Below are 25,095 nucleotides of genomic sequence, written 5' to 3'. Positions count from 1 at the left end.
CTATGTCGAGCCGTTCCCCCGTCACTCCCGCCGCCAAATCTGCCGAATATGGCGAAGCCTCCATCCGTGTTCTGAAGGGCCTGGAGCCCGTCAAACAGCGGCCGGGCATGTACACCCGCACCGAGAACCCGCTGCACTGCATCCAGGAGGTCATCGACAACGCCGCCGACGAGGCGTTGGGCGGTTTTGGCAAGCGCATCGACGTGACCCAGCATGCCGATGGCTCGGTGTCCATCGCCGACGATGGACGCGGCATTCCCTTTGGCCTGCACCCCGAAGAAGGCGTGCCGGTCGTCGAGATCGTCTTCACCCGCCTGCATGCCGGCGGCAAGTTCGACAAGGGCTCGGGGGGCGCCTACAGCTTCTCCGGCGGCCTGCACGGCGTCGGCGTGTCCGTGACCAATGCGCTGGCCAAGCGGCTGGAAGTGGCGGTCTGGCGCGACAAGCAGGTCGCCGGCATCGCCTTCGAGCATGGCGACGTCGTCCAGCAGGTCGTCAGCCGCCCTGCCGCCAGCGGCGACCGCAAGCAGGGCACGACGGTGCGAGTCTGGCCCGACGCCAAGTATTTCGAGAGTGCCGAGCTGCCCAAGCATGAGCTGGTGCACCTGCTGCGCTCCAAGGCCGTGCTGATGCCGGGCGTGACGGTCACGCTGAAGATCGAGAAGACCGGCGAGACGACGACCTGGCTCTACAAGGCCGGCCTGCGCGACTACCTGGCGCAGTCGATGAACAGCGACCCGCTGATCCCGCTGTTCGAGGGCGAGGGTTTTGCCACCGCCGGCGAGAGCGAGAACTTTGCCGAAGGCGAGGGCGCCGCCTGGTGCGTGGCCTTCACCGAGGATGGCGCGCCGCTGCGCGAGAGCTATGTGAACCTGATCCCGACGGTGGCCGGCGGCACGCACGAGTCCGGCCTGAAGGACGGCCTGTTCGGCGCCGTCAAGGGCTTCATCGAAATGCATTCGCTGCTGCCCAAGGGCGTCAAGCTGATGCCGGACGACGTGTTCTCGCGCGCCAGCTTCGTGCTGAGCGCCAAGGTGCTGGACCCGCAATTCCAAGGGCAGACCAAGGAGAGGCTGAACTCCCGCGACGCGCTGCGCCTGGTGTCGGCCTATGTGAAGCCGGCCCTGGAGCTGTGGCTCAACCACCATGTCGACCACGGCAAGAAGCTGGCCGAACTGGTCATCAAGCAGGCACAAACTCGGCAACGCGCCAGCCAGAAAGTCGAAAAGCGAAAAGGCTCCGGCGTGGCCGTGCTGCCCGGCAAGCTGACCGACTGCGAGAGCCGCGACCTGCTGCACAACGAGGTCTTCCTCGTCGAGGGCGATTCCGCCGGCGGCAGCGCCAAGATGGGTCGCGACAAGGAGACCCAGGCCATCCTGCCGCTGCGCGGCAAGGTGCTGAACTCTTGGGAGGTCGAGCGCGACCTGCTGTTCAAGAACAACGAGATCCACGACATCTCGGTGGCCCTGGGCGTGGACCCGCACGGCCCCAACGACACGCCGGACCTTTCCGGCCTGCGCTACGGCAAGGTCTGCATCCTGTCGGACGCCGACGTCGACGGCTCGCACATCCAGGTGCTGCTGCTCACACTCTTCTTCCGCCATTTCCCCAAGCTGGTGGAGACCGGCCATGTCTTCGTTGCCCGCCCGCCGCTGTACCGCGTGGACGCACCGGCGCGCGGCAAGAAGCCCGCTGCCAAGCTCTATGCGCTGGACGAGGGCGAACTGACCGCCACGCTGGACAAACTGCGCAAGGAAGGCGCCCGCGAAGGCAGTTGGAGCATCAGCCGCTTCAAGGGCCTGGGCGAGATGAACGCCGAGCAGCTGTGGGACACGACGCTGAACCCCGACACGCGCCGCCTGTCGCGCGTCGAGTACGGCCAGATCGATTTCGCCGCGACGGTGGAGTCCTTCAACAAGCTGATGGGCAAGGGCGAAGCCGCCTCGCGCCGCGAGCTGATGGAGCTGCACGGCGACGCCGTGGAGATCGACGTCTGATGAAGACCGTCTACAACGCCAACCACGCGGCCCATGCGGCAACGCATGAGTTCTTCCGCGGCCGCCTGGTGCCGGCGTTCGAGATTCCGGCGCGGGCCGACTACATCCTGCAGGCCGTGCAGGCCGCCGGCCTGGGCGATGTGCTTGCGCCTGTCGACCACGGCCGTACACCGTTGGAGCGTGTGCATGCCAAGCGCTATCTGGACTTCATCCAGGGCGCCCATGCCGAGTGGCTGGCGACGGGGGGCGAGGGTGACGCCTTCCCGGCCGTCTGGCCGGTGCGCTCGCTGCGCAGTGATGTCGAGCCGGCAAGCTTTGCGGCTCGCATGGGCTTGTATTCGATGGACAGCGGCACGCCGTTGACGTCGGGTAGCTGGGCCGCGGCCTATGGCGGCGCACAGGCGTCGTTGACCGGTCTGGACCTGGTGCTGGCCGGCCAGCGCTCAGCCTATGTGCTGACCCGCCCGCCCGGCCACCATGCCGGCGCCGACTTCTTCGGTGGTTACTGCTTCATCAACAACGCCGCCGTGGCCGCCCAGGCCGCGCGTGATGCGGGCCTGGCGCGCGTCGCCATCCTGGACGTCGACTACCACCACGGCAACGGCACCCAGGCCATCTTCTACGACCGTGCCGACGTCTTCTACGCCAGCATCCACGGCGACCCGCGCACCGAGTACCCCTTCTTCCTTGGCCATGCCGACGAGACCGGGGCGGGGGAGGGCGTGGGCTTCAATGCCAACTTCCCGCTGCCTGTCGGTGTCGCCAACGACGACTGGTTCGCCGCACTGGACGCGGCGCTTGCACGGCTGACGCCCTACCAGCCCGATCTGCTCATCGTGTCGCTGGGCGTCGATACCTACGGCGGCGACCCGATCTCGCACTTCAAGCTGGACGAGCCCGAGTTTCGCCGCATGGGTCAGCGTCTGGCGGCTTTCGGTGCGCCGACGCTCTTCATCCAGGAAGGCGGCTATGCGACCGAGGCCATCGGCCGCAACGTGGTGGCCGTGCTGCAAGGGTTTGAAGGCGCATGAGCTTGCGTCTGCGCCCGACCATGCTGTCCGACCTCGACTGGGTCGTGTCGCTGGAGCGCGACGGTGCCAACCTGCCCTTCATCACGCCGTGGGAGCGCACGCAGCACGAGGGGGCGATCCGCTTCCCCGATTCGCGCCACTTCATCCTCGAAGAAGGCGATGAATTGACACGCATCGGCTTCGTCATCCTGCAGGGCTGCCGCAACCCGAATGGTTCCGTCGAGCTGAAGCGCCTGGTACTTCAGCCCAAGGGCCGCGGGCTGGGGCGGGCGGCCGTGCGACAGCTGAAGGCCATGGCTTTCACGCAGCTCAAGTCCCACCGCTTCTGGCTCGACGTGAAGGCGCTGAACACACGCGCCTTCGAGCTGTATCGCAGCGAAGGTTTTGTCGAGGAAGGCCGCCTGCGCGAAAGCGTGCGCGTGGCCATCGATGGCGCCGACGGCTATGACTCCTTGATCGTCATGTCGTTGCTGGACCGCGAATACCAAGCGCGCGTCGCGCTCGGGCTGGAGGCGGCATGACGCGCTGGCTGCCGTTGCTGCCTCTGCTGCTGCTCCTGCTGGCCCTGCCCGCGCGAGCCGACCTCTGGGGCTATGTCGACGCGAGCGGCATGGCCCATTTCGCCTCCACGCAGATCGACGCGCGCTACAAGCCCGTGCTGGGCAGCGTGGGCATGCAGCGCGTGCCCGGCAAGGCCGACGCGGGCCTGGCCCTGCTCAACTGGCTGGACATCGCGCCCGAAGTGAAGGCCGTGCAGCCCTGGGTGCGCGAGGCCGCCGCCCAGCATGGCGTGGATGCCGAGCTGCTGAAGGCCATCATCGCCGTCGAGTCCGGCTACCAGCGTGGCGCCGTGTCGCCCCGTGGTGCGCTGGGCCTGATGCAGATCACGCCCGAAACGGCCTCCCGCTATGCGACGCCGGCCGATGCCGCGCGTCTGATTGAACCCCGCATCAACATCCACACCGGCGCCCGCATGCTGGCCGACCTGTTGCGCCGCTTCGGCCACATCGACGCGGCGCTGGCGGCCTGGAATGCTGGCGAAGGTGCAGTGCGCCGCGCCGGCAACCGCGTGCCCGATATCGACGAAACCCAGGCCCATGTGCATCTCGTCCTCGAGTTGTACTGGGCCTTGCTGCAGCAGAGCCAGCCGGCCCGCGCTCAGCGTTTGACCTTGCATCCATGAGTTCCCAGACCCCCATCGATTTCAACCCGCCCACCGACGGTGGTGACGACAACGCGCTGACGCTGGCCGCCTATGCCCAGCAGGCCTATCTCGAGTACGCGCTCAGCGTTGTCAAGGGCCGCGCGCTGCCGTCGTATTCCGACGGCCAGAAGCCCGTGCAGCGCCGCATCCTCTACGCCATGCATCGCCTGGGCCTGGGCTGGAGCGGCAACTCCGGCGCCAAGCCCGTCAAGGGCGCCAAGGTCGTGGGCGACGTGCTGGGCAACTTCCACCCCCACGGCGACCAGTCGGTCTACGACGCCCTGGTGCGCATGGCGCAGGACTTCTCGCTGCGCTATCCGCTGATCGACGGCCACGGCAACTTCGGCAGCCGCGACGGCGACGGTGCTGCGGCGATGCGCTACACGGAAGCGCGCCTGGCCCCCATCGCGCGCCTGGTGCTGGACGAGATCGATGAAGGCACGGTGGACTTCCGCGCCAACTACGACGGCACGACGCAGGAGCCCATCGAGCTGCCGGCGCGCCTGCCCTTCGTGCTGCTGAACGGCGCCAGCGGCATCGCCGTGGGCCTGGCCACCGAGATCCCCAGCCACAACCTGCGTGAAGTCGCGGCGGCGGCGGTGGCCCTGCTGAAGGACGACAAGCTCAGCGACGACACTCTCTTCGACCTGATTCCCGGCCCCGACTTCCCGGGCGGCGGCCAGCTCATCAGTGCACCCGAGGACATCCGCGCCGCCTACACCTCGGGTCGCGGCAGTCTGAAAGTGCGAGCTCGCTGGAAGATCGAGGACCTGGCGCGCGGCCAGTGGCAGCTCGTCGTCACCGAGCTGCCGCATGGCACCAGCGCGCAGAAGGTGCTGGAAGAGATCGAGGAGCTGTCCAACCCCAAGGTCAAGGCCGGCAAGAAGACGCTGTCGGCCGAGCAGCTGCAGCTCAAGGCCGGCCTGCTGGCCGTGCTGGACGGCGTGCGCGACGAGTCCAGCAAGGACGCGGCCGTGCGCATCGTCTTCGAGCCCAAGAGCCGCACCGTCGAGCAGCAGGACCTCATCAACACGCTGCTGGCCCACACCAGCCTGGAAAGCAGCGCGTCGGTCAACCTGACCATGATCGGCGCCGATGGCCGGCCGACGCAGAAAAGCCTGCGCGAGATGCTGGCCGAATGGGTGGGCTTCCGCCAGACGACGGTGCGCCGCCGCACCGAGCACCGCCTGGCCCACGTCAACGACCGCATCCATGTGCTCGAAGGCCGGCAGCTAGTGCTGCTGAACATCGATGAGGTCATCCGCATCATTCGCGAGTCGGATGAGCCCAAGGCGGCGCTGATCGCCCACTTCAAGCTCAGTGACCGCCAGGCCGAGGACATCCTCGAAATCCGCCTGCGCCAGCTCGCCCGGCTGGAGGCGATCAAGATCGAGCAGGAGCTGGCCAAGCTGCGCGACGAGCGCGCCAAGCTGGAAGACATCCTCGGCTCGGCCGCCGCGCTGCGCCGCACCGTCATCAAGGAGATCGAGGCCGACGCCAAGCAGTACGGCGACGACCGCCGCACGCTGATCCAGGCCGAGAAGCGCGTCACCGCCGAGGTCAAGATCGTCGACGAACCCGTCACCGTCATCGTCAGCCAGAAGGGCTGGGTGAGGGCGCTCAAGGGCCATGAGGTTGATGTCGCCGCCCAGACCTTCAAGGCCGGCGATGCGCTGTGGGGCGCGTTCCGCTGCCGCAGCGTCGACCCCCTCATCGTGGTCGGCAGCAATGGCCGGGTCTACTCGGTGCCGGTGTCGACGCTGCCGGGTGGCCGCGGCGACGGCCAGCCCATCACGACGATGATCGAGCTGGAGACCGGCAGCCAGATCGCTCACTATGTTGCCGGGGCGCCCACGCAGCGCCTGGTGTTCGCCGGCTCGACAGGCTACGGCCTCATTGCCCAACTCGGCGATCTCGTCGGCCGCCAGAAGGCCGGCAAGACCTTCCTGGCGCTGGACGATGGCGAAGCGCCGCTGCTGGCCGCCGTGCCCAACGACGCTGTTGCGTTGCAGTTGGGTGTGCTGAGCGCCGAGGGCCGCCTGCTGAGCTTCCCTCTGGATGAACTCAAGCACCAGCCCAAGGGCGGCAAGGGCCTGATGCTGATGGACCTTGAGGCCAAGGACAGCGTCGCGTCCGTCGCCTGCTTCACGACCCAGCTGCGCGTGCTCGGCAGCGGCCGTGGCGGCAAGCCGCGCGAGGAGCTGTTGAGGAACCAGTCTCTCGCGGCCCACGCAGGCAAACGCGCCCGCAAGGGCAAGGCCGTGGATGGCCTGCAGAAGGTGGCGCGCCTGACGAGCGAATGAGGTGCATGCGCTCGACAATGGTGTCAGGGCGACGTGACTTGGTGCACATCTGACAGACCCTGGTGAATCGTTTACATCCTGCTACAAGATAGCTGCGCGGCCTCCCTAGCCCGTGGGGTGCCAATGTCTTGGCGAAACTTCGCTGCACTGCACAATGATTTCCGGCGGTTGTGCTTGACCGTCAAAGTCAGGAGCTACGCAATGAAGTTGAAAACCCTAGCCGCCGCCTCGGTGGTGGCGCTAACCGCGCTCAGCAGCCACGCTGCCGACACCAACTGGGGCACACATGACCTGCTCGAAGTTGGCGTTGGCAGTACCGCCGGCGGAGCAATCTTCGACACCTTCTCGTTCTGGCTGGGTTCACAGTCCAGCGTCGCGAGCAGTGTCGTGTCCTTCGGTACCGTCGTCGGCGGTGCCTACAGCCTGTATTCCTTCGGTTCCGATGGTCTGAAGGGCACGGGAGACGACGTCGGCATCGGCGCCTGGACATTCAGTGGCACGCCCGCCGTGCATACGGTGTCCCTGGCCTCCGGCAGCTATTACTACTCGGTACTCGGCGGCGCCCCGGGCGGTGCCAGCTACGTGATCAGCTCGGCTGCCACGGCGGCTCCGGTGCCTGAACCCGAGACCTATGCCCTGCTGGGCGCGGGTCTGGGCATCATCGGCTTCCTCGCCTCGCGCCGCCGCCGCGACTGATCATGAACGGACTGCCAGCGCGCCCTTCGCGGGCGTGCCGGCGGTCGGTCCAGCGCTACAGCCCTGGCAGCCTTGCGCCGCCAGGGCTTTTTCATGCTCAGTCGTCGAAGCCAGGAAAGAGCCGGCTCGGAAACACCATGCTCTGCGTCGTGCGTACGACGACGCCGTCCTTGAAATGGACGTTGAAGCGCATGCCGTAGCCGGTCTGGTCGGGTTCAATGGTCCAGTCCCAGACGTCCTCGCCGCTGAGGCGGAAGAACACCCGTGTGCGTTCGCGTCCGAGCAGGCGGCTGACCTGCTCAGGCGTCATGCCGGGCTCGATACGGGCACGCCCCGCGGGTGAGAGGCCGTCCTCGACGCCAACCAGTCGGCCATCGGCCGCGAGGCGCACTCTGTAGTTGTGCTGGCCCATGGGCTGGCTCGAATACTCGAGCGTGCGGCCGCCATCGGTCTCGGGCCAGACGCGTCCGGCCTGGCCATAGATCGCGACGACATCCGCTTGCGTGCTGACGCCGGGTTGCAGCCGCGCATCACGGTCCGGCGTCGCGCAGCCGCTCAGCAGCGCGGTACACAGGGCAAGGGCGGCGAGGCGCATGGCAGTGGACTCAGCGTTGGGCCAGGGCCCTCGCGCATTCGCTGACGAGGGCCGGGCCCTTGTAGATGAGGCCGGTGTAGACCTGCACAAGGTCGGCGCCGGCGGCGACTTTGGCGCGGGCATCGGCCCCGCTCAGCACGCCGCCGACGCCGATGATGGGATAGCCGGCCGGCAAGGCCGCGCGCAGCAGGCGGATGACGCGGTTGCTGGCCTCGAAGACCGGCGCGCCGGACAGGCCCCCCATCTCGTTCGCGTGCGCCAGGCCCTGGACCTTGTCGCGCGCAATCGTCGTGTTGGTCGCGATGACGCCGTCGATGCCGTTGGCCTTCAGCGTCTGAGCGATGACGCCGACCTGGTCTTCTTCGAGGTCGGGCGCGATCTTGACGAACATCGGCACGCGCCGGCTGCTCTGCGTGTCCAGTCGCTGCTTGCGTTCCTGCAAGGTACCCAGCAAGGCGTCCAGGGCTTCATCGCTCTGCAGTGCGCGCAGGTTCTTGGTGTTGGGGCTGGAGATGTTGACGGTGATGTAGTCGGCATGCGGGTGCACGCCCTCCAGACCGAGCAGATAGTCGTCGGCCGCGTTCTCGATGGGCGTCGCGGCGTTCTTGCCGATGTTCAGGCCGAGGATGCCGCCGGCCTTGCGGAAGCTGTGGGCGCGCTTCACGTTGGCGATGAAGCTGGCCAGGCCCTCGTTGTTGAAGCCCAGGCGGTTGATCAACGCATTCGCCTCGGGCAGGCGGAACATGCGCGGCTTGTCGTTGCCGGGCTGGCCCTTGGGCGTCACGGTGCCGACCTCGATGAAGCCGAAGCCCATGGCGCCCAGGCCGTCGATGCAGCGGCCGTTCTTGTCCAGGCCGGCAGCCAGGCCGATGCGATTCGGGAAACGCAGGCCGGCGATCGTCACCGGGTCGCTGATGCGTTCGCCGCACCACAGCAGTTGCGCCGGCGTGTTCTGCAGCTTGGCGATGCTGTTCAGCGTCAGCTCGTGGGCGTGTTCGGGGTCCAGGCCGAACAGGAAGGGGCGGGTGAGGGCGTAGGGGATCAGCGGCATAGCCCGCGATTCTCTCAGCCGCTGCCGGCGAGTTGGCCCAAGTGCATTACGCTGGCGCGCTACCGGCGGTGTCGTGTGCCATGGCTTGCCGGTCCCGCGGATCACTTCAAACAAGGAGCTCCACTTGAGCTACGACTACAGCTCGGCCGGCGCCACGCTGGAGCTACCCAACCCCTACAAGGTTCAGAACCGTCTGTTGCTGGCGTCCAGCACGGTGCTCGTCCTGGCGGGGCTGTACGTGCTGGTGGCTGCCAGACACACGCTGGCGCCCATCCCACTGGGCATTGGCATCGCCTTGCTGTTCGTTGGCGTGCTGGCTTCGGGTGTGGCGGCCAAGCGGCTGCGCTTTTTCTTCGGCCGCGGCCGGCCGCATTCCCTGGCGCCGGACATTCCACAGGCGGCCAGCGGCAACTCGCCCGCGGCGGATGAGATCAAGCGCCTCTTGCGGGAGGGCGCGCTGACCTATCCGGAGCCGTCGGGTGCCATCGATGGGGTGCTGTACCACTGGGTGCCCAAGCTCATCACGGCGCCCTTGCCCGTGCAGAGCCAGGCTCGAAGTGCCTTCTTCAACGTGTGTGCGATGGTGGCGGCCTCGCTCAGCTTCGTGCTGGCCTGGGGCGTCTTCGGGACCGAGGCCAGTCGGCCGCTGCTGTCGGCGGCCTACTTCGCCTTCGGGCTGGTCTTTCTGCTGCGCCCCTTCCTGGGTGGAGGGCGGGCCGAACTCAGCACCCGCACGCTCGTGCTGTTGATCGTGGCAGCGGTGATCGGGCCTGCCGTCGTGAGTGTTGTCAGCAAGGGGCTGCCGGCGCTGCCGTTCTCGCTGGCGCCGCAGACCTTCATGCTGCTGATCTCGGGCACGGTGGCCTCGGCGCTGCTGCTGCTGGCCTCGCTCAACCAGATCGCGCCACCGCCGCCCACGCAGACGAGTTCGGAGCAACTGCGCCTGTCGCTGAACGTACCGCCGGGCCTGCTGCTGGATGAGCTTGAACGCCGCATGCAGGAGCAGTGGACGGAGCGCATCCCCAATCGCCGCTACGCGCGCGCCGTGCCAAGCATCCAGCCCGAGCTGCATTCGGGCGCGTTCAGCGGCGAGCTGCTGGAGGAATCGCAGCCCATTCCGATGCCGAACATGGTGCCGGCGTCGGTTCTGCAGGCCCTGGGATCGGAACGCCACCGCTTCCTTGCCGCCCTCGACCTCTACGCGACAGTGCTGACGCTCGCGGCCAGCGTTTGTGGTTGTCTGGTCGCCCAGCGCGCGTTGCAGGGGCAGGAGCTGCCACTGCAGTTGCTTGGCGCGTCGACCATCTTCCTGGTGGTCGCAGGCTTCTGCCTGCGTTCGTCCGCGCAGCTGTGGGGGCGTTTCGACTTCCAGTCCGTCATGACCTGGGTCGAGATGGAAGGCACCTACCAGACCGCCAGCGTCGGCACTGGAAACCAGCTCACGGCCCGGGTACAGACGAGCAACCAGATCGTGCGCACCGAAGCAATGACCTTGCGCGTCTGGCGTGCGCGGATCGAGTCCGTCGTGTTCGGCAAGGACGGCTCGCGCCAGATCACCGCGATGTTCTCCACCGATGCCGAGGCGAAGGAACTGGGCCAGCACCTGAGCGATTTCGGCCGCAGCCGTGCCAGCCTGGTGGCGCCCAACAGCGCCGAGGATATGAACCGCATCGCCGCGCTGGCGCAGACGGAACGGGCGCTCACGGGCGCCGTGGGTGCACCGGCTCTGCCAGGCGAGGCAGCCAGCCTGCTGGCCTCGCCCAGCAGCGCCGAAGCGCCGGCGCAGCAGCTGTTCTGCCGGCACTGCGGGGCGCGCAACCTGCCAGACGCGCGTTTCTGCCAAGGCTGCGGTGAAAAAATCGGTTAGTTCTCCCGGTCCCAGGGCGGCACATCGCCCATCTTCTCCAGCATGAAGTCGATCAACGCCCGCACCTTGGGCGCCGGGTGGCGGCTGGGCAGGTAGACGGCGTAGAGGGTGTTGGCGTCCGCCAGGCCGCCGACCGGCTGCCAGTCCGGCAGCACGGCCTGGAGCCGCCCGGCGCGCAGGTCGGCGCCGACGGCATAGGTGGGCAGCACGGCCAGGCCCAGGCCGGCCAGCGCCGCGACGCGCAGCGACTCGCTGCTGTTGGCCGTCAAGCCGCTTTCGAAGCGCAGTGCGCCGCGGGTCTCGACCTCGGCCTCACCGCTTTCAGCGTGTCGGAAGCGCCAGCGATCGGGCGACTGCAGATAGCCGAAGCGCAGGCAGCGGTGGCCGGCGATGTCGTCGACTGCCTGAGGCGCGCCATGGGCCTCGAGATAGGCCGGCGCCGCGCAGAGGACAAAGCGGATCGCCGCCAGCCGCCGCGCCACCAGGCCGTCCGACGGCTTGTGCGTCAGCCGCAGCACCACGTCAAAACCTTCCTCGGCCAGGTCGACGTAGCGGTCGTTCAGGCCCAGCACGACATCGATCTGCGGATGCCGGGCGCAGAACTCGGCCATCAGCGCCGTGAACTGCAGATTGCCGAAGGCCGTGGACACCGACAGCCGCAGCACGCCGCGCGGCTCGTCGCGGCGACCGGCGAGTTCGGTCTCCAAGGCGAGTGACTCGTCCAGCAACCTCAGCGCGCGCCCGTAGACGCTGCGCCCCTCGGCCGTGGGGCTGACGCTGCGCGTCGTGCGGTGCAGCAGCCGCGTGCCGAGCTGGTCCTCCAGCCTCACCACCTGCTTGCTGACGGCCGACTTGGTCGTGCCCAGCAGGCGGGCGGCGCCGGAGAAGCCCTTGGCGTCGACGACGCGGGCGAAGGCTTGCAGGTCTTCAAGGCGGCCCATGGTGACTGTGCTCCGTTTGGAAACTCTGAATCTATTTTCAGATGGATTGTGTCTCGATTGATTGATTTCTAGAGTGCAGACATGTCTCTTCAAGGAGTCGCCACCATGTCCACCACCACCCTGTCAGCTTGCGCGGCCCGGTCCTTCCGGCCCAGCGCATTCGACCGTCTGCTCGGCGCCGCCGCCGCGTCCAGCCTGCCGTTGCTCTTCATCCTGCTGTGGAGCAGCGGCTATGTGGCCGGCAAGCTGGCCTTGCCGCACACCGGGCCGCTGACCTTGCTGACACTGCGTTTCGGCCTCGCCGCCGTCGTGCTGCTGGCGGTCGCTGCCACCACCGGCGCGCCCTKGCCGCACCGCGCCCGCGGCTGGGCGCATCTCGCCGTTGTCGGCCTGCTGATGCAGGTGCTGCACTTCTCCTGCATCTACTTCGCGCTGCAATGGGGCCTGAGCGCCGGCGTCGCCGGCCTGCTGATCGGCCTGATGCCGCTGGCCACCGCCCTGGGGGCCCATCTGTGGCTGGCTGAGCGCATTGGCTCGCGGCAGATGCTGGCCCTTCTCGGCGGCCTGGTCGGTGTGGCCCTGGTCATCGCCGACAAGCCGCTGAACGGCGCCTGGACGGCCTATGCCGTGGCCGGCCTGGGCCTGCTGGGCCTCGTCGCCGGCACGCTCTACCAGAAGCGCTTCTGCGCCCACATGGACCTGCGCAGCGGCGCCGGCGTGCAGATGGCCGTGTCCGCCCTGGCCGTGGCCGCTGTGGCCTGGCCGACCGAGCATTTCGCCATCGACTGGGCGCCCGAGCTGATCGGCTCCTGGCTGTGGCTGGGCCTGGTCAACTCCATCGGCGCCTTCAGCCTGATGTTCATCATGATCCGCCGCGGCCAGGCGGGGCAGGTCGCGCGCCTCTTCTTCCTGATCCCGGGCGTGTCAGCGCTGATGGGTTTCGTGCTGCTCGGCGAGCGGCTGGAGCCCCTGGCCATCGCCGGTTTTGGGCTCTCTGCGCTGGCCGTGTGCTTCGCCGCCGCCAAGCGGTGAAAATAGCGGGCTTCTCTGGAGCCCGTATATGAAACCTCTCGACGATCCCCACCACGACCGCGAAGCCGGCTCCCGCGACGAGACCCGCGACACCACGCGCACCGACGACACCCGCATCGGCGCCGTCCGCGCGCTGATCAGCCCGGCCCTGCTGCTCGAAGAACTGGCCATCCCCGATGCGACGCTGGAGCTGGTCGAGCGGGCCCGCCAGGAGATCAGCGCCATCCTGCACGGCCAGGACGACCGCCTGCTCGTCATCGTCGGCCCCTGTTCCATCCACGACCACGACCAGGCGATGGACTACGCCCGCCTGCTGAAGACGGCGCGCGAGGAGCTGAGCAGCGACCTGCTGATCGTCATGCGCGTCTACTTCGAAAAGCCGCGCACGACGGTGGGCTGGAAGGGCTACATCAACGACCCGCGCCTGGACGGCAGCTTCCACATGAACGAGGGCCTGCGCCTGGCCCGCCAGCTGCTGCTGGACGTCAACGGCCTGGGCCTGCCGGCCGGCACCGAGTTCCTGGACCTGCTGTCGCCGCAGTACATCTCCGACCTGATCGCCTGGGGCGCCATCGGCGCGCGCACGACCGAGAGCCAGAGCCACCGCCAGCTGGCCTCGGGCCTCTCCTGTCCGGTCGGCTTCAAGAACGGCACCGACGGCGGCATCAAGGTCGCCAGCGACGCCGTGCTGGCCGCCAGCAGCGCCCATGCCTTCATGGGCATGACCAAGATGGGCACGGCTGCCATCTTCGAGACCCGCGGCAACCAGGACTGCCACGTGATCCTGCGCGGCGGCAAGTCGCCCAACTACGACGCGGCGTCGGTCAATGCGGCCTGCGATGCGCTGAAGACCTCGGGCCTGCGCGAGCAGGTCATGATCGACTTCTCGCACGCCAACTCGAGCAAGAAGTACGAGCGCCAGGTCGACGTCGGCCGTGACGTCGCGGGTCAGATCGCGGGCGGCGACGCGCGCATCACCGGCGTCATGATCGAAAGCCATCTGCAGCCCGGCCGCCAGGACCTGGCCGAGGGCCAGACCAAGGCCGACCTGAAGCCCGGCGTGTCCATCACCGACGCCTGCCTGGGCTGGAGCCAGACCGAGCCGCTGTTGCGCGAACTGGCTGCGGCCGTCCGTACGCGTCGAGGTTAAATCCGCTCGCGCCGCCCGGCGCCCACCCGTCGCAGCGCGCTCGCGCCGCGGCGGGGCGGTTCCCATCATTCAGCCATCCCAACCGCTGAATGCTGGAGACCGCGATGAAACGACAAGCCCTTGCCGCCGCCCTGTTTGCCCTGCTGCCTTTGTGCAGCCAGGCGGCCGACATCACCCTCGAGGTCGAGGGCCTGGACACCAGCCGCCTGCAGGGCGCCTCGCTGATGGTGGCCGTCTTTACCGAACCCGCCGGCTGGTTGCGTCAACCTCAATCTGGCCACCGCTTCAACCTCAACGCCGCCGCCAACGGCAAGTTCAGCGTCGTGCTCAAGGGCCTGCCCGACGGCCCGCTCGCCATCAGCCTTTTCCAGGACGCCAATGCCAACGGTCGCCTGGACATGAATGCCATGGGCATCCCGGTCGAGCCCTTCGGCTTTTCCAACAACGCGGCCGGCAACTTCGGCCCGCCGCAGTTCGAGCAGGCCGTCGTGATGCCGGTGGCCGGCGTGCCGGTCAAGGTCAAGCTGAACTGAGCGGAGGCGGCCATGAGCACGACCCGCCGTTCCCTTCTTGCCGCGCTGCTGGCCGGCGGCCTCAGCCCCGAGTTGCTGGCCCTGGGCCTGCCGGCCGAGGGCTTCGCGGCTGGCGCGCCAGAACTCGAGCCGCTGCGCGGCCTGAGCGGCGAGAGCCTCGATGGACATGCCGTCATCGAAGGCCGCCTGCCGGCTGCGCTGCGCGGCCGCTATTTCCGCAACGGCCCCGGCCTGATGCAACGGGCCGGCCAGCGCTACAGCCATTGGTTCGACGGCGACGGTCTCGTGCAGTCCTGGCAACTGCAGGATGGCCGCGCCAGCCACCGCGCCCGCTTTGTCCAGACCGACAAGTTCCGCGCCGAGCAGCAGGCCGGCCGCTTCCTGCTGCCCGCCTTCGGCACGGCCATCAAGGCCGAGCTGCCGGTGCGTGGCCCCGACAGCGTCAATGCGGCCAACACCAGCGTGCTGCTGCAGGGCGACCACCTCTACGCCTTGTGGGAGGGCGGCAGCGCCTACGAGCTGGACCCGGCGACGCTGACCACGCGTGGCGTCAAGACCTGGGCGCCCGAGCTGCGCGGCATGCCCTTCTCGGCCCACCCCAAGGTCGAGCCCGACGGCACGGTGTGGAACTTCGGCACCGCCAATGGCCGCCTGGCCCTCTACCAGATCGATGCCGACGGCAGCGTGCGCCGCCATGCGCTGCTGGACGACATCGACGCCCCGGCCATGCTGCACGACTTCGCCGTCTCCCAGCACCACCTCGTCTTCCTGCTTGCACCCATCAAGCTGGACATCGCCGCCGTGCGCGCCGGCCAGTCCATGCTCGGCGCCATGCGCTGGGGTGCCGACCAGCCCACCCGCGTGCTCGTCGTCGACAAGGCCGACTTCTCGCGCCGCCGCGTCTTCGAGATGCCGGCCTGCCATGTCTTCCATTTCGGCAATGCCTGGGACGACGGCCGCCTGCTGCGGCTGGACTATGTGCAGGGCGTGCCGCTGCCGGAGTTCAATGCCAGTGCCGAGCAGATGATGCGCGGCCAGCGCACGGGCCGCGAGGTGTCCACGCCGCGCGTGCTGGAGATCGACCTGCAGGCCGGCCGGCTGCGGCTGGCCGCACGCGACGAGGCCGTCGAGTTCCCCGTCGTCGACCCGCGCGTCGTGGCCCAGCGGCACCGTTTCGTCTGGTACCCGACGGCCGTCGACACCGGTACGCGCTGGGGCTTCAACGGGCTGATGCGGCTGGACATCGACAGCGGCGCGCGCGAGCGCTTCAGCTTTGGCAACGACACCGTCGTCGAGGAGCATGTGCTGGTGCCCAGGCCCGGCAGCACGCGGGAAGGCGAGGGCTGGCTGGTCGGCATGGGCTATGACGTCAAGCGCCGGCGCAGTTTCCTGAGCGTCTTCGACGCGATGCGCCTGGCCGACGGCCCGCTGGCCCGCGCCTGGCTGCCCTACGCCGTGCCCTACGGCTTCCACGGCAAGTTCTATTCCGCCTGACGCGTCTGTCTCTGAGGGCCTGTTGACGCTACGGCAACGGGTCGCGTTGTCGCCAAAAAGGCCGCGAGTAAGGCGCAAAGCGGAGCCGGGTTGGACACCCGGCGAGCATTTGCAACGCCACGCGCGGCTTTTTTTGGCGACAACCCTTCGGGAAGGCCCGTCGCCAGGGGCCACTCGGCGTTGCATCGCTGGCCCGCACGCGAGTGCGGGCGGCGCGCTGCGCCTTGATTGGCCCCTGGCGGAGGGCCTTCGCGACCCATTGCCGTAGTGTTAACAGGCCCCGGCCGGGACAGGGGACTCCGCATTGACAGCTTCCGGTCAGCCCCCTATGGTCGCGCCGTTTGTTGAAAGCGCTTTCAGAAAGCGCTTTCACTTTCGGCGACCGGCAGCAGTTCGTCGTCGCCACGTTCCGGGATTTTCTATTTCCCCGTCAAAACCATGGAGACGACAACATGCTGAACCTGAAGACCTGCGTGGCGATGGCCACGCTCATGCTCGCCGGCGCCGCCAGCGCGGCCACGACCAATGCCTTCGCCAATGGCGGTTTCGAGGCCGCCGGCGGCCCGGGCCAACTGGCAGCCGGCTGGCTCACGGCCGCCACCGGCAGCCCGGCCAAGCTGTCCAGCGACGCCCACTCCGGCAGCTTTGCGCTGCTGCTGAGCGCCCCGGGCGGCTTCGATGCCTCCATCGCGCTGCAGGACTCGGTCGGCCATGGCGGCATGCCGGCGCTCGGCGCCGCCAATGTGGGTGACACGCCCTGGCTGAGCTTCTGGGCCAAGGGCGACGCCAGCGTCACCGGCAACGCCTTCGTCACGCTGCGCTATATGGGCGCCGGCGGCATCCTCGGCACGGCCCTGGACAAGCAGTTCCAGAGCCAGCTCAACACCGGCAGCTGGACGCAGATCAGCTTCCAGGCCAGCGCCATTCCGGTCGGCACGACGGCGGTCTTCATCGAGATCGGCACGGCCGTCGGCCCGATCCTGGATGGCCGCCCGAATGCCGTCCTCGTTGACGACCTGCAGTTCGCGCTGCAGACCACCGCCGTGCCCGAGCCCGGCAGCTACGCATTGCTGCTGGCCGGCCTGGCCACCGTCGGCGCCATCGCCCGCCGCCGTCGCGCCTGAACCCGAGGAGACAAGCCATGCAATCCAATATTCACACCCTCTCCAAAATCGCCGCGTCCCTGCTGCTGTGCGGCCTGGCCGCCCATGCCGGCGCCGCCGGCACCGTCGTCATCGACACCTATGGCCCCGGCGATGACGTCAGCGGCTGGGCCTCGCTGCTGGGCCAGGGCCAGAACCTCGCCGTCGCCTTTGACATCGGCAGCGCCACCACCATCCAGTCCATCCTCACGTCCATCGACGGCGTGGGTGGCGTCACCGTGGGCATCATGGCCCGTTCGGGTGCCGTGCCCAGCGGCAACAGCTGGCTCTACAGCACCCATCTGACCGACCCCTGGGCCAACACGCCACTGACGCCCACCGGCTGGAACCTGGCCGCCGGCAGCTACTGGCTGCTGACCCAGGCCGATGCCGGCTTCGCCGGTCAATGGCAGAGCGGCACCGACACGCCCAGCGCCGCCTGGGCCTTCTCGTCGTCCGGCAACTGGCAGGCGATCAACACGGGCTTCACCGGCGCACCGGCCACCCGCATCACCGTCACCAGCGCCGTACCCGAGCCTTCGACCTACGGCCTGATGTTCGCGGGCGGGCTATTGCTCGCTGCCGTTGCTCGTCGCAAGTCCAACGCCCAAGGATGAACGCCATGAATCGCCAAACTCTCATCGGCGGCCTGTTGCTGGCCGCCAGCGCCTTTGCCTCCGCCAGCGTCACCAGCCCCGTCATCGGCAAGCTGCTCTGGTCCGAGGAATTCAACGGTGCCAGCCTCGACAGCACGCTCTGGTCGACCTATGACGGCAACGGCTGCCAGATCGGCCTGTGCGGCTACGGCAACCAGGAGCTGGAGTACTACCGCCCCAACAACCTCAGCATCGTCAGCGTGCCTTTCGAGCCCGCCACGCGGGCCCTGGCCATCACCGCCAAGCGCGAGGTGATGGGCAGCAACCAGTTCACCTCCGGCAAGCTCGATTCGGCCGGCAAGGTGCAGGTCAAGTACGGGATGATCGAAATCCGCGCGGCCACGCCCTCGGTCGGCGTGGGCCTGTGGCCGGCGCTGTGGCTGCTGGGCACCAGCCCGCAGGCCTGGCCGCGCAAGGGCGAGATCGACATCATGGAGCAGGGCGGCCGCCAGCCCGCGGGCCTGCCCGCCGTGTCACCGGACCAGTTCGTTGGCGCCAACGTCATCACCTTCAACCAGGCCGCCTGCGTGCCCGGCAACGAGAGCTGCGCCGCATCCACCGCCTGGCAGACCAAGAACTGGGTCACGCCCACGCGCTCGCTGGCCAACCGCTTCGTGCTGTACCGCCTGTATTGGACCGACACGCAGATCCGCTTCACGCTGGTGGACAACGGCCGTGAGCTGGACATGTACAAGGCGCCCATCTCCACGGTGGGGTCRCCCGCGCTGCAGGAGCCGTTCTACCTGCTGATGAACATGGCCGTGGGCGGCAACTTCACGCCTGCGGCCACGCCGGCGCAGATCACCGCGCCGCTGCCAGCCACGATGTACGTCGACTACGTGCGCGTCTACGAACTGGATGGCAAGGGTGAGGTGAAGCTGGGCGTCGGCATCACGCCGGAAGCCGGCAAGTTCGGTGTGTTCACCGACAACACGCCGGTCACCAACGGCCAGGCGCTCGGCACGTCGGCGGACTTCTTCATCTGGAACAACGGCTCCATGAGCGGCGGCAACATCCCGCCGTTCGAAGGGTCCAACGTGCTGGCCTTGAACTACTTCGCACCGGGGCAGTGGTTCGGCGGCGCCGTCCAGTCGCGCCAGGCGCACGACATGAGCGGTTTCCGCGGCGGCAACATCAAGCTGAAGATCAAGGCGCCCGCCAACGTCGCGTTCAAGATCGGCATCCTGGACACCTACACCAACCACAGCTGGGTGACCTTCCCCGCCAACACCACCGCCTATGGCCTGGTGCGCAACGGCGAGTGGGGCACGGCCACCATCCCGGTGGCCGAGATCGCCGGCCCGCTGGTCGCGCTGCAGTCCATGAACTCGCTGTTCGAGTTCCTCAGCGTGGACGGCTCCAACCCGGGCGCACCTTTCCAGATGGCCTTCGACGACATCATCTGGGACTCGGGCGTGGCCGGCGTGGCCCCGCTGGCGGTCAGCGCACCGATGATGGCCAAGACGACGGCGGTGCCGACGGCCTCGGCGCAAACCGGTGCCAGCACCCTCGAACTCGCCGCGACGGCGACGGGTTGGGTGGACGTGCACTACACGGTCAACGGCGGCGAAACCCAGACCGTGCGGATGCGCCAGGACGGCTCGGCCAGCCGCTACACGGTCGGTGGCCTGAAGAAGGGTGACGTGGTCGAGTACCGCTTCACGTCCCTGGATGGCAAGAGCCAGCTGGCCGTCGATTCGGCGGCCAAGCGCGTCACGATGAAGTAAGCCTGGCCGGGATGGTCGCGGTCCGCCGCGGCTATCCCGGACAATGCTGGCCCATGAATCAAGACCAGCTCAAGCAACTCGTCGGCCGCGCGGCCCTGGACTATGTCCCCGCCGGCCAGATCCTCGGCGTCGGCACCGGCTCCACGGTGGATTGCTTCATCGATGCTCTTGCGGCCAGCGGCATCGCCATTCCCGGTGCCGTCTCCAGTTCGGAGCGTTCGACGCAGCGCCTCCTCAGGCATGGCATCAAGGTGCTGGACGCAACCGAGGTGGAGCGCCTGGCCGTCTACATCGACGGTGCCGACGAGATCGACGGCCGCGGCTTCATGGTCAAGGGCGGCGGCGCCGCGCTGACGCGCGAGAAGATCGTCGCCGACCTGGCCGACCAGTTCGTCTGCATCGCCGACGAATCCAAGCTCGTCCAGACCCTGGGCAAGTTCCCGCTGCCCGTCGAGATCATCCCCATGGCCGCGGCCCAGCTGACGCGGCGCTTTGCCAAGCTCGGTGGCGCGGCGCGGCTGCGTGCCGGTGTCGTCACCGACAACGGCGGCCACATCCTCGACGTGACGGGCCTGGCCATCGCCGACCCGCTGGCCTTCGAGGCCGAGGTCAGCCAATGGCCCGGCGTCGTCACCGTCGGCGTGTTCGCGCGCCACAAGGCCCAGGTCTGCCTGCTCGGCGGCGCCGAGGGCGTGAAGACGCTGAAGTTCTGACCATGCCGCGCGGCGGCGGCGCCGGTTTCGACGCCGAGGACCACGAGAAGCACCACTGGTGGCGCAGCCTGCTGCTGCGCTTCGTCGTCTGCACGGCGGTGTCCGTGCCGCTGTGGTGGTTCTCGGGCTGGACCGGCCTGCTGCTCGCGCTGATGCTGTGGGCGCGCGCCTTCTCCGGCGACCTCATCGCACTCGGCGAAACACTGGGCCGTGCGCTGCGCCACCTGGCCTTCCGGCCGGTGCAGGGCCGCTTCTACCAGTTCAAGGGCCACCGCGTCCGCGTGCTGGACGACGACATCGAGCGGCAGCGCTGGATCGCGCTGGCCGACCTCGCCACGGCCTTGGGCGGGGCGATGCCGGTGGCCTCGATCCGTCGCCGCCAGCCCGATGCATTGCGCGAGGAGGGCGATGGCGTCTATGTGCTCGACGAGGCCGCGCTGGCCTGGCTGCGCGAGCAACGCGGCGACCGTGCCGGCCGGCTGGCCCATTGGGTGGAGCGTGAGGTCTGGTACCCCGCGCGCGGCCGCAAGGCCAGTTACACGCAACGAAAAAGGGCACCCGCAGGTGCCCCGTCTGAAGACCGAGAAGCGCCTTAGTTGCGGCCGACGGCGCTCCAGGTGGCAGCCACTGCGGTCGCCTCGGCACTGCCGCTGCCATAGAGCTCGTTGGCGGCCGCGATGGTGCCGCTGCGTGCGCCGGCATAGGTGGTGGACGACGTGAACTTCGTCGTCAGCGCCCGGTACCAGATCTTGGCGGCCTTGTCCCGGCCGATGCCGGCCAGCGTGCCCGTGCCGGTGGCGACGCGCGTGTTGCCGGCCACGCAGGTCGGGCTCTTGCCGTAGCTGCTGTTGGTGCCCTCGGCCAGCAGGAAGAAGAAGTGGTTGGCCACGCCCGAGCTGTAGTGCACATTGAGGTTGCCCACGCCGGAGTACCAGCAGTCGGCCGAAGCGCCATCGACGCTGGGCTTGACCATGCTGCGCAGCGAGCCGCCGCCAATCATGATCTTCTCGCCGATCAGGTAGTCGCCCGCATCGGTGGCGTTGCCGGCGTAGAACTCGACCATGGTGCCGAAGATGTCGGAGGTCGCCTCGTTGAGGCCACCGGACTCACCGGAGTAGGTCAGGTTGGCCGTGCGGCTGGTGACGCCATGGCTCATCTCGTGGCCGGCCACGTCCAGGGACACCAGCGGCTTGATGCTCGTGCCGTCGCCATCGCCATAGGTCATGCAGAAGCACGAGTCCGACCAATAGGCATTGGCATAGCTGCGGCCGTAGTGGACACGGTTGTAGGCGCCCTTGCCGTCATTGGCGATGCCGTTGCGGCCATGCACGTTCTTGTAGTAATCCCAGGTCATGGCCGTGCCGTACTGGGCGTCGGCCCCGGCACTGGCGGCGTCGCTGGTCGCGTTGTTGCCCCAGGTGTTGTCGGCGTCGGTCATGACGCTGCCGCCGCTCTTGCGGTTGCTCAGATTGATCGTGTAGGTGCCGCCGCGACTGGGGTCGCGCAGCTCGTAGCCGCCGCTGATGCTGTTGGTCGTCAGCGCCACGTTGCCGCTGTACAGCGTCTTGCCCGTGCCGTTGGCGGCCGCGGTGTGGATGTCGTCCCAGGCGTCGAGTTGGCGGCCATCAGCAGCGTCGACGATCACATGCTTCTCGAACGGCGTGCCATCGGCGCTCTCGCCAGACACAGGCACGTCCCAAGCCAGGGTGGGCGCCTGGTCGCGGGCATAGATGACGAGTTCAGGCTTGCCGGCATCGCCCTCCATCGTGCGCAGCGCGGCCATCGCGGCGCGCGGGCCATTCAGCGCGGGTTTGGTGTCGATGTCCAGGCGCCAGCGCAGGTTGTGGTGCATGGCGCGCAAGGTGCCGAAACGGTCGGTCTGCACGATCAGGTCGCCGCCGATGACGCGCAGGCCCGCCACGCTGCGGTCCAGGCGCACATGGCTGCCGCCGTCGCTGTCGACGACGATGTCGCGCACGCTGTAGCTGTGCTCATTGCCGTGCAGGCTGAGGCCAGGGAATTGGCGCACATGGCCTTCGGCGCGGCTTTTCAGGGAGTTGGCGTCGGTACGTTCGGACTGGGCCTGGGCCAAGGTGGCCGTGAGTGCCGCGCTCAGCAGCGCAAGGCGAAAGATCGGGCGAAACATCGGAGGCTCCTGGTTTGTTGGAGTGCGCGGCGGGTCAGCCGCTGGGGCGCGCCGGTGCGGCGCTGCCATCACTTTGCTCACACCAGGCCATCGGGAGGACGGGGACATCCCCGGTTGGCGTACCGACGCAACAGGAAAAAGCCGGCTCCGCAGGGGCGGGCCGCAACGCCACGCCAGGGCGCGGGGGCCCTGCCCACAAACCAGGGACGGGTGGACCCTGATTCCAAAAAACAAAGAGCCGGGCAGGGCCCGGCTCTGGTTCAGTGGCGCGACTGGGCGCGCGTCAGAACGTTTCCCAGTCGCCGTCGTCCTTTGCCGGCGCGGGGGCCGGGGCCGAACGCGGTGCGGCGGCGGGTGCCGATTTGGCCGCCGGCGTGGAGGCCGGCCTGGGGCTGGCGGTCGGCTTGGGCGCCGCAGCCTTGGCCGCCGGCTTGGCCGGCGCGGGCCGGTGTGCGGCCGGCGCCCTGGGCGCTGCCGGGCGATGGGCGCTGCCGCCGCTGAGCTTGAACACGCTGATGGCCTCGGCCATGCGGGCCGACTGCTCGCGCAGGCTTTCGGCGGCGGCGGCGGATTCCTCCACCAGGGCCGCGTTCTGCTGCGTCATCTGGTCAAGCTGCACGACGGAGCCGTTGACGACGGCGATGCCCTCGCTCTGCTCGCGCGCCGCGGCGCTGATCTCGCCAATGATGTCGGTCACGCGCTGCACGCTGGCGACGATCTCGGTCATCGTCGCGCCGGCGTCCTGCACCTGCTGGGTGCCGGAGTCCACGCGCTCGACGCTGGCGCTGATGAGGCTCTTGATCTCCTTGGCCGCCTCGGCGCTGCGCTGGGCCAGCAGGCGCACCTCGCCGGCCACGACGGCGAAGCCGCGGCCCTGCTCGCCGGCACGGGCGGCTTCCACCGCGGCGTTCAGCGCCAGGATGTTGGTCTGGAAGGCGATGCCGTCGATGGTGCCGATGATCTCGTTGATCTTGCGCGAGCTGTGGCTGATCTGGTCCATGGTCGCGACGACCTGGGATACGGCGTCGCCACCGCGCTGGGCCACCGAAGCGGCCGAGCTGGCGAGCTGGTTGGCCGTCATGGCCGCGTCGGCCGTCTGCTTGACCGTGCCGGTCAGCTCGGACATGGACGAAGCGGCGTTCTGCAGATTGCTCGCCGTCTGTTCGGTGCGCTGGCTCAGGTCGAGGTTGCCGGTGGCGATCTCGGCGCTGGCCGTGCCGATGCTGTCGGCGGCCTCACGCACCTTGCCGATGAGCTTTTGCAGCGCCTGCTGGGTGTCGTCCAGCGCGCCGAGCAGGCGGCCGACGTCGCCACTGCCGCCGCGCGGAATGGGGTGGGTCAGGTCGAAACGAGCCAGCGCTTCGGCCGCCTCGGTGGCCGCATGCAGGCTGCCGCCCGCGCCGCCACCGGTCAGCAGCCCGAACAGGCCCGCCACCCAGCTGAGCGCCAGCACCGCATACAGCCAGCCCTTGGCCGAAGCGGCGTTGTCGCCCAGACCGGACAGCGCCACGCCGACACCGAGGGTCACCACGCCGAGCACCACGCCCAGAGCCAACTTCAACCGCTGCGAACCGCTCATGCCGTCGTCTCCATCAGAGAAAGGAAGGAACACCGGCCAGGCCGGGTCAACGGCGCAGTGTGCCGCCCGCCCCGCTGGGGTGGAAGAGCGATATGGGGGAGGAAGCGGCAATAGTTGCTTGAACCCGGCGATCAACGGCCGGGCCTGCGTCGCTGGCGCAACGCGAAGCGCAGCGGGTCGACGGCATCCAGCAGGTCGGCCTCCAGCGGTCGCGGCGAACCCAGGGCCAGGGCGGCAACGAGGCGCCCGGCCAGGGCCGCCCAGCTGATGCCGCGCGACGCAAAGGCCGTGCAGACGATGAGGCCGGGCTGGCGCGCCTGTAGCCGCAGTTGCTCGGCCGCCGGCGCGCTGGGCAGGGCCAGGCCGCCGATCAGCGGCAGGCGGTCCGGCGCGATGAGGCGCCAGGCCACACGGCCGGCAAGCGCTGCTTCGGGCGGCGTGGCCAAGCCGGCGAGGCGGGCGTAGCGGGCGAGGTTGTCGGCCTGGTCGGCCTCCCGCAGCGCGGGGTCGAGGTCGCCATCCTGCGCGGTCGCGCCACACCACAGGCCGCCGCGGCCATCGGCCAGGGCGTAGCCGTCGCCGGCGATCGGAACGGCGGGGCACCAGGGCGCATCGGGCAGGTGGGTCAGCTGGCCGCGCTGCACGGTCAGCTCGGTGGCCAGCTCGCCGAGCAGCGGCAACTGGCCATGCCCGCCGGCCAGCACGACGAGAGGCGTCGTATCGATGAGATGGCCGTCGGCATCCAGCAGGCGCCAGCCATCGGCCGCGGCTTCAAGCGCGGCCACGCTGCGGCCCGGCCGCAGGTCGGCGGCGCTGGCGGCCAGCATGGCGCGTGTGTAGGCCGCCGGATCCTGGGCGCCGCCGCCGGGGTAGAACCAGGCCGGGTGGGCGAGGCCGGTACCTGCCAGCGCCGAGGCGCTTTCAGCGGACAGGGCCTCGACATAGCCGGGGGCGCCCTGCATGGCGGCCAACGGCAGCCGTGTTTCCAGCCTCAGCAGGCCGCTCTGATGGGGCAGGGCGAGCTCGGCCAGCAGGGCCTGCGTGGCCAGGGCGGCGGCGCGGTTGAAGCGGGCATGGGGGCCGTCGTCCGGGTTGAGGGTGCCGTGGAAGAGGCCGGCCGGGTTGCCCGAGCTGGCCTGGGCGGGGCCGGGCAAGGCCTCGATGACGGTGCAGGCCACGCCCTGGCGGGCCAGGGCCAGCGCGCAGGCCGCGCCCGCGAGGCCGGCACCGACGATGAC

21 protein-coding genes and 1 pseudogene are annotated in these 25,095 nt (G+C 68.8%); 16 read left to right on the top strand and 6 right to left on the bottom strand.

Annotation, left to right across the window (positions count from 1 at the left end; all coding sequences use genetic code 11):
* Window positions 1-2: 2 nt before the first annotated feature.
* The 6 genes from AC1DW3_RS18885 (at window position 3) to AC1DW3_RS18860 (ending at window position 7,231) form a co-directional block, all read left to right on the top strand.
* Entirely contained in the window at window positions 3-1,997 is a 1,995-nt protein-coding gene (locus tag AC1DW3_RS18885; RefSeq protein WP_477933716.1) for a DNA topoisomerase IV subunit B, read from the top strand.
* A complete protein-coding gene (locus tag AC1DW3_RS18880; protein ID WP_477933714.1) occupies window positions 1,997-3,028 on the top strand; it encodes a histone deacetylase family protein in 1,032 nt (343 codons plus the stop codon). The genes AC1DW3_RS18885 and AC1DW3_RS18880 overlap by 1 nt, the downstream gene beginning before the upstream one ends.
* A complete protein-coding gene (locus tag AC1DW3_RS18875) occupies window positions 3,025-3,549 on the top strand; it encodes a GNAT family N-acetyltransferase (protein ID WP_477933712.1) in 525 nt (174 codons plus the stop codon). Before AC1DW3_RS18880 ends, AC1DW3_RS18875 begins: the two co-directional genes overlap by 4 nt.
* Window positions 3,546-4,211 (top strand): lytic transglycosylase domain-containing protein, encoded by a 666-nt coding sequence (locus AC1DW3_RS18870; RefSeq protein ID WP_477933710.1) that lies wholly within the window; start codon window positions 3,546-3,548, stop codon window positions 4,209-4,211. The genes AC1DW3_RS18875 and AC1DW3_RS18870 overlap by 4 nt, the downstream gene beginning before the upstream one ends.
* Complete coding sequence (gene parC, locus AC1DW3_RS18865; protein ID WP_477933708.1) at window positions 4,208-6,535, top strand: DNA topoisomerase IV subunit A; 2,328 nt, start codon at window positions 4,208-4,210, stop codon at window positions 6,533-6,535. The genes AC1DW3_RS18870 and parC overlap by 4 nt, the downstream gene beginning before the upstream one ends.
* A 201-nt stretch (window positions 6,536-6,736) precedes the next feature.
* On the top strand, window positions 6,737-7,231 hold the full coding sequence (locus AC1DW3_RS18860; protein ID WP_477933707.1) for an FxDxF family PEP-CTERM protein: 495 nt from the start codon (window positions 6,737-6,739) through the stop codon (window positions 7,229-7,231).
* 97 nt (window positions 7,232-7,328) lie between these two features.
* On the opposite strand, the gene AC1DW3_RS18855 is transcribed toward AC1DW3_RS18860, so the two are convergent.
* Together AC1DW3_RS18855 and AC1DW3_RS18850 are read right to left on the bottom strand one after the other, a co-directional pair.
* Window positions 7,329-7,826, bottom strand: a complete 498-nt coding sequence (locus tag AC1DW3_RS18855; RefSeq protein WP_477933705.1) for an outer membrane protein assembly factor BamE — start codon at window positions 7,824-7,826, stop codon at window positions 7,329-7,331.
* A gap of 10 nt (window positions 7,827-7,836) precedes the next feature.
* Window positions 7,837-8,877 (bottom strand): quinone-dependent dihydroorotate dehydrogenase, encoded by a 1,041-nt coding sequence (locus AC1DW3_RS18850; RefSeq protein ID WP_477933703.1) that lies wholly within the window; start codon window positions 8,875-8,877, stop codon window positions 7,837-7,839.
* Window positions 8,878-9,001: 124 nt separating this feature from the next.
* Between AC1DW3_RS18850 and AC1DW3_RS18845 the strand changes: the two genes are divergently transcribed.
* Window positions 9,002-10,744 carry a zinc ribbon domain-containing protein gene (locus AC1DW3_RS18845; RefSeq protein WP_477933701.1) on the top strand — a complete coding sequence of 581 codons (1,743 nt, stop codon included), beginning with the start codon at window positions 9,002-9,004 and terminating at the stop codon, window positions 10,742-10,744.
* Here AC1DW3_RS18845 and AC1DW3_RS18840 read toward each other — a convergent pair.
* Window positions 10,741-11,685: a LysR family transcriptional regulator gene (locus AC1DW3_RS18840; RefSeq protein WP_477933699.1), complete on the bottom strand. Its 945-nt coding sequence runs from the start codon at window positions 11,683-11,685 to the stop codon at window positions 10,741-10,743. The two genes, AC1DW3_RS18845 and AC1DW3_RS18840, sit on opposite strands and share 4 nt — an antisense overlap.
* Window positions 11,686-11,790: 105 nt before the next feature.
* Here AC1DW3_RS18840 and AC1DW3_RS18835 point away from each other — a divergent pair, with 105 nt between their 5' ends.
* The 9 genes from AC1DW3_RS18835 (at window position 11,791) to AC1DW3_RS18795 (ending at window position 20,728) form a co-directional block, all read left to right on the top strand.
* Complete coding sequence (locus AC1DW3_RS18835) at window positions 11,791-12,717, top strand: DMT family transporter (RefSeq protein WP_477933697.1); 927 nt, start codon at window positions 11,791-11,793, stop codon at window positions 12,715-12,717.
* A gap of 28 nt (window positions 12,718-12,745) precedes the next feature.
* On the top strand, window positions 12,746-13,867 hold the full coding sequence (locus AC1DW3_RS18830) for a 3-deoxy-7-phosphoheptulonate synthase (protein ID WP_477933695.1): 1,122 nt from the start codon (window positions 12,746-12,748) through the stop codon (window positions 13,865-13,867).
* Between the two features lie 104 nt (window positions 13,868-13,971).
* Window positions 13,972-14,400, top strand: a complete 429-nt coding sequence (locus AC1DW3_RS18825) for a DUF2141 domain-containing protein (RefSeq protein ID WP_477933693.1) — start codon at window positions 13,972-13,974, stop codon at window positions 14,398-14,400.
* Between the two features lie 12 nt (window positions 14,401-14,412).
* Window positions 14,413-15,894: a carotenoid oxygenase family protein gene (locus tag AC1DW3_RS18820; protein WP_477933691.1), complete on the top strand. Its 1,482-nt coding sequence runs from the start codon at window positions 14,413-14,415 to the stop codon at window positions 15,892-15,894.
* 452 nt (window positions 15,895-16,346) lie between these two features.
* Window positions 16,347-17,018 carry a PEP-CTERM sorting domain-containing protein gene (locus AC1DW3_RS18815; protein WP_477933689.1) on the top strand — a complete coding sequence of 224 codons (672 nt, stop codon included), beginning with the start codon at window positions 16,347-16,349 and terminating at the stop codon, window positions 17,016-17,018.
* Window positions 17,019-17,035: 17 nt separating this feature from the next.
* Complete coding sequence (locus AC1DW3_RS18810) at window positions 17,036-17,653, top strand: PEP-CTERM sorting domain-containing protein (RefSeq protein WP_477933688.1); 618 nt, start codon at window positions 17,036-17,038, stop codon at window positions 17,651-17,653.
* A 5-nt stretch (window positions 17,654-17,658) separates the two neighbouring features.
* The gene (locus tag AC1DW3_RS18805) at window positions 17,659-19,419 is read left to right on the top strand and encodes a glycoside hydrolase family 16 protein (RefSeq protein WP_477933686.1); all 1,761 of its coding nucleotides are present in this window, start codon (window positions 17,659-17,661) and stop codon (window positions 19,417-19,419) included.
* A gap of 53 nt (window positions 19,420-19,472) precedes the next feature.
* Entirely contained in the window at window positions 19,473-20,132 is a 660-nt protein-coding gene (gene rpiA, locus AC1DW3_RS18800) for a ribose-5-phosphate isomerase RpiA (RefSeq protein WP_477933684.1), read from the top strand.
* 2 nt (window positions 20,133-20,134) lie between these two features.
* Window positions 20,135-20,728 carry a hypothetical protein gene (locus tag AC1DW3_RS18795; RefSeq protein WP_477933682.1) on the top strand — a complete coding sequence of 198 codons (594 nt, stop codon included), beginning with the start codon at window positions 20,135-20,137 and terminating at the stop codon, window positions 20,726-20,728.
* Here the strand turns inward: AC1DW3_RS18795 and AC1DW3_RS18790 are convergent.
* From AC1DW3_RS18790 to mnmC1, 3 genes and pseudogenes are all read right to left on the bottom strand, one after another.
* Window positions 20,725-22,278 carry a M4 family metallopeptidase gene (locus AC1DW3_RS18790; RefSeq protein ID WP_477933680.1) on the bottom strand — a complete coding sequence of 518 codons (1,554 nt, stop codon included), beginning with the start codon at window positions 22,276-22,278 and terminating at the stop codon, window positions 20,725-20,727. The two genes, AC1DW3_RS18795 and AC1DW3_RS18790, sit on opposite strands and share 4 nt — an antisense overlap.
* 283 nt (window positions 22,279-22,561) lie before the next feature.
* Window positions 22,562-23,665: pseudogene (locus tag AC1DW3_RS18785) on the bottom strand (methyl-accepting chemotaxis protein); the annotation flags it as partial.
* A gap of 323 nt (window positions 23,666-23,988) precedes the next feature.
* A partial coding sequence (gene mnmC1, locus AC1DW3_RS18780) for an FAD-dependent 5-carboxymethylaminomethyl-2-thiouridine(34) oxidoreductase MnmC1 (protein ID WP_477933678.1) occupies window positions 23,989-25,095 on the bottom strand: 1,107 nt, incomplete at its 5' end.

This window comes from Roseateles sp. P2_H4, assembly GCF_056403315.1.
Note: the sequence above shows the minus strand (reverse complement) of the source record. Positions and strands in the feature narration are given on the sequence as shown.

Coding starts and splice junctions, on each gene's coding strand:
- AC1DW3_RS18885 (WP_477933716.1), top strand. CDS start 3: ATGTCGAGCCGTTCCCCCGTCACTCCCGCCGCCAAATCTGCCGAATAT.
- AC1DW3_RS18870 (WP_477933710.1), top strand. CDS start 3,546: ATGACGCGCTGGCTGCCGTTGCTGCCTCTGCTGCTGCTCCTGCTGGCC.
- AC1DW3_RS18825 (WP_477933693.1), top strand. CDS start 13,972: ATGAAACGACAAGCCCTTGCCGCCGCCCTGTTTGCCCTGCTGCCTTTG.
- AC1DW3_RS18840 (WP_477933699.1), bottom strand. CDS start 11,685: ATGGGCCGCCTTGAAGACCTGCAAGCCTTCGCCCGCGTCGTCGACGCC.
- AC1DW3_RS18855 (WP_477933705.1), bottom strand. CDS start 7,826: ATGCGCCTCGCCGCCCTTGCCCTGTGTACCGCGCTGCTGAGCGGCTGC.
- AC1DW3_RS18820 (WP_477933691.1), top strand. CDS start 14,413: ATGAGCACGACCCGCCGTTCCCTTCTTGCCGCGCTGCTGGCCGGCGGC.
- AC1DW3_RS18810 (WP_477933688.1), top strand. CDS start 17,036: ATGCAATCCAATATTCACACCCTCTCCAAAATCGCCGCGTCCCTGCTG.
- AC1DW3_RS18850 (WP_477933703.1), bottom strand. CDS start 8,877: ATGCCGCTGATCCCCTACGCCCTCACCCGCCCCTTCCTGTTCGGCCTG.
- AC1DW3_RS18875 (WP_477933712.1), top strand. CDS start 3,025: ATGAGCTTGCGTCTGCGCCCGACCATGCTGTCCGACCTCGACTGGGTC.
- AC1DW3_RS18880 (WP_477933714.1), top strand. CDS start 1,997: ATGAAGACCGTCTACAACGCCAACCACGCGGCCCATGCGGCAACGCAT.
- rpiA (WP_477933684.1), top strand. CDS start 19,473: ATGAATCAAGACCAGCTCAAGCAACTCGTCGGCCGCGCGGCCCTGGAC.
- AC1DW3_RS18790 (WP_477933680.1), bottom strand. CDS start 22,278: ATGTTTCGCCCGATCTTTCGCCTTGCGCTGCTGAGCGCGGCACTCACG.
- AC1DW3_RS18830 (WP_477933695.1), top strand. CDS start 12,746: ATGAAACCTCTCGACGATCCCCACCACGACCGCGAAGCCGGCTCCCGC.
- AC1DW3_RS18795 (WP_477933682.1), top strand. CDS start 20,135: ATGCCGCGCGGCGGCGGCGCCGGTTTCGACGCCGAGGACCACGAGAAG.
- AC1DW3_RS18815 (WP_477933689.1), top strand. CDS start 16,347: ATGCTGAACCTGAAGACCTGCGTGGCGATGGCCACGCTCATGCTCGCC.
- parC (WP_477933708.1), top strand. CDS start 4,208: ATGAGTTCCCAGACCCCCATCGATTTCAACCCGCCCACCGACGGTGGT.
- AC1DW3_RS18860 (WP_477933707.1), top strand. CDS start 6,737: ATGAAGTTGAAAACCCTAGCCGCCGCCTCGGTGGTGGCGCTAACCGCG.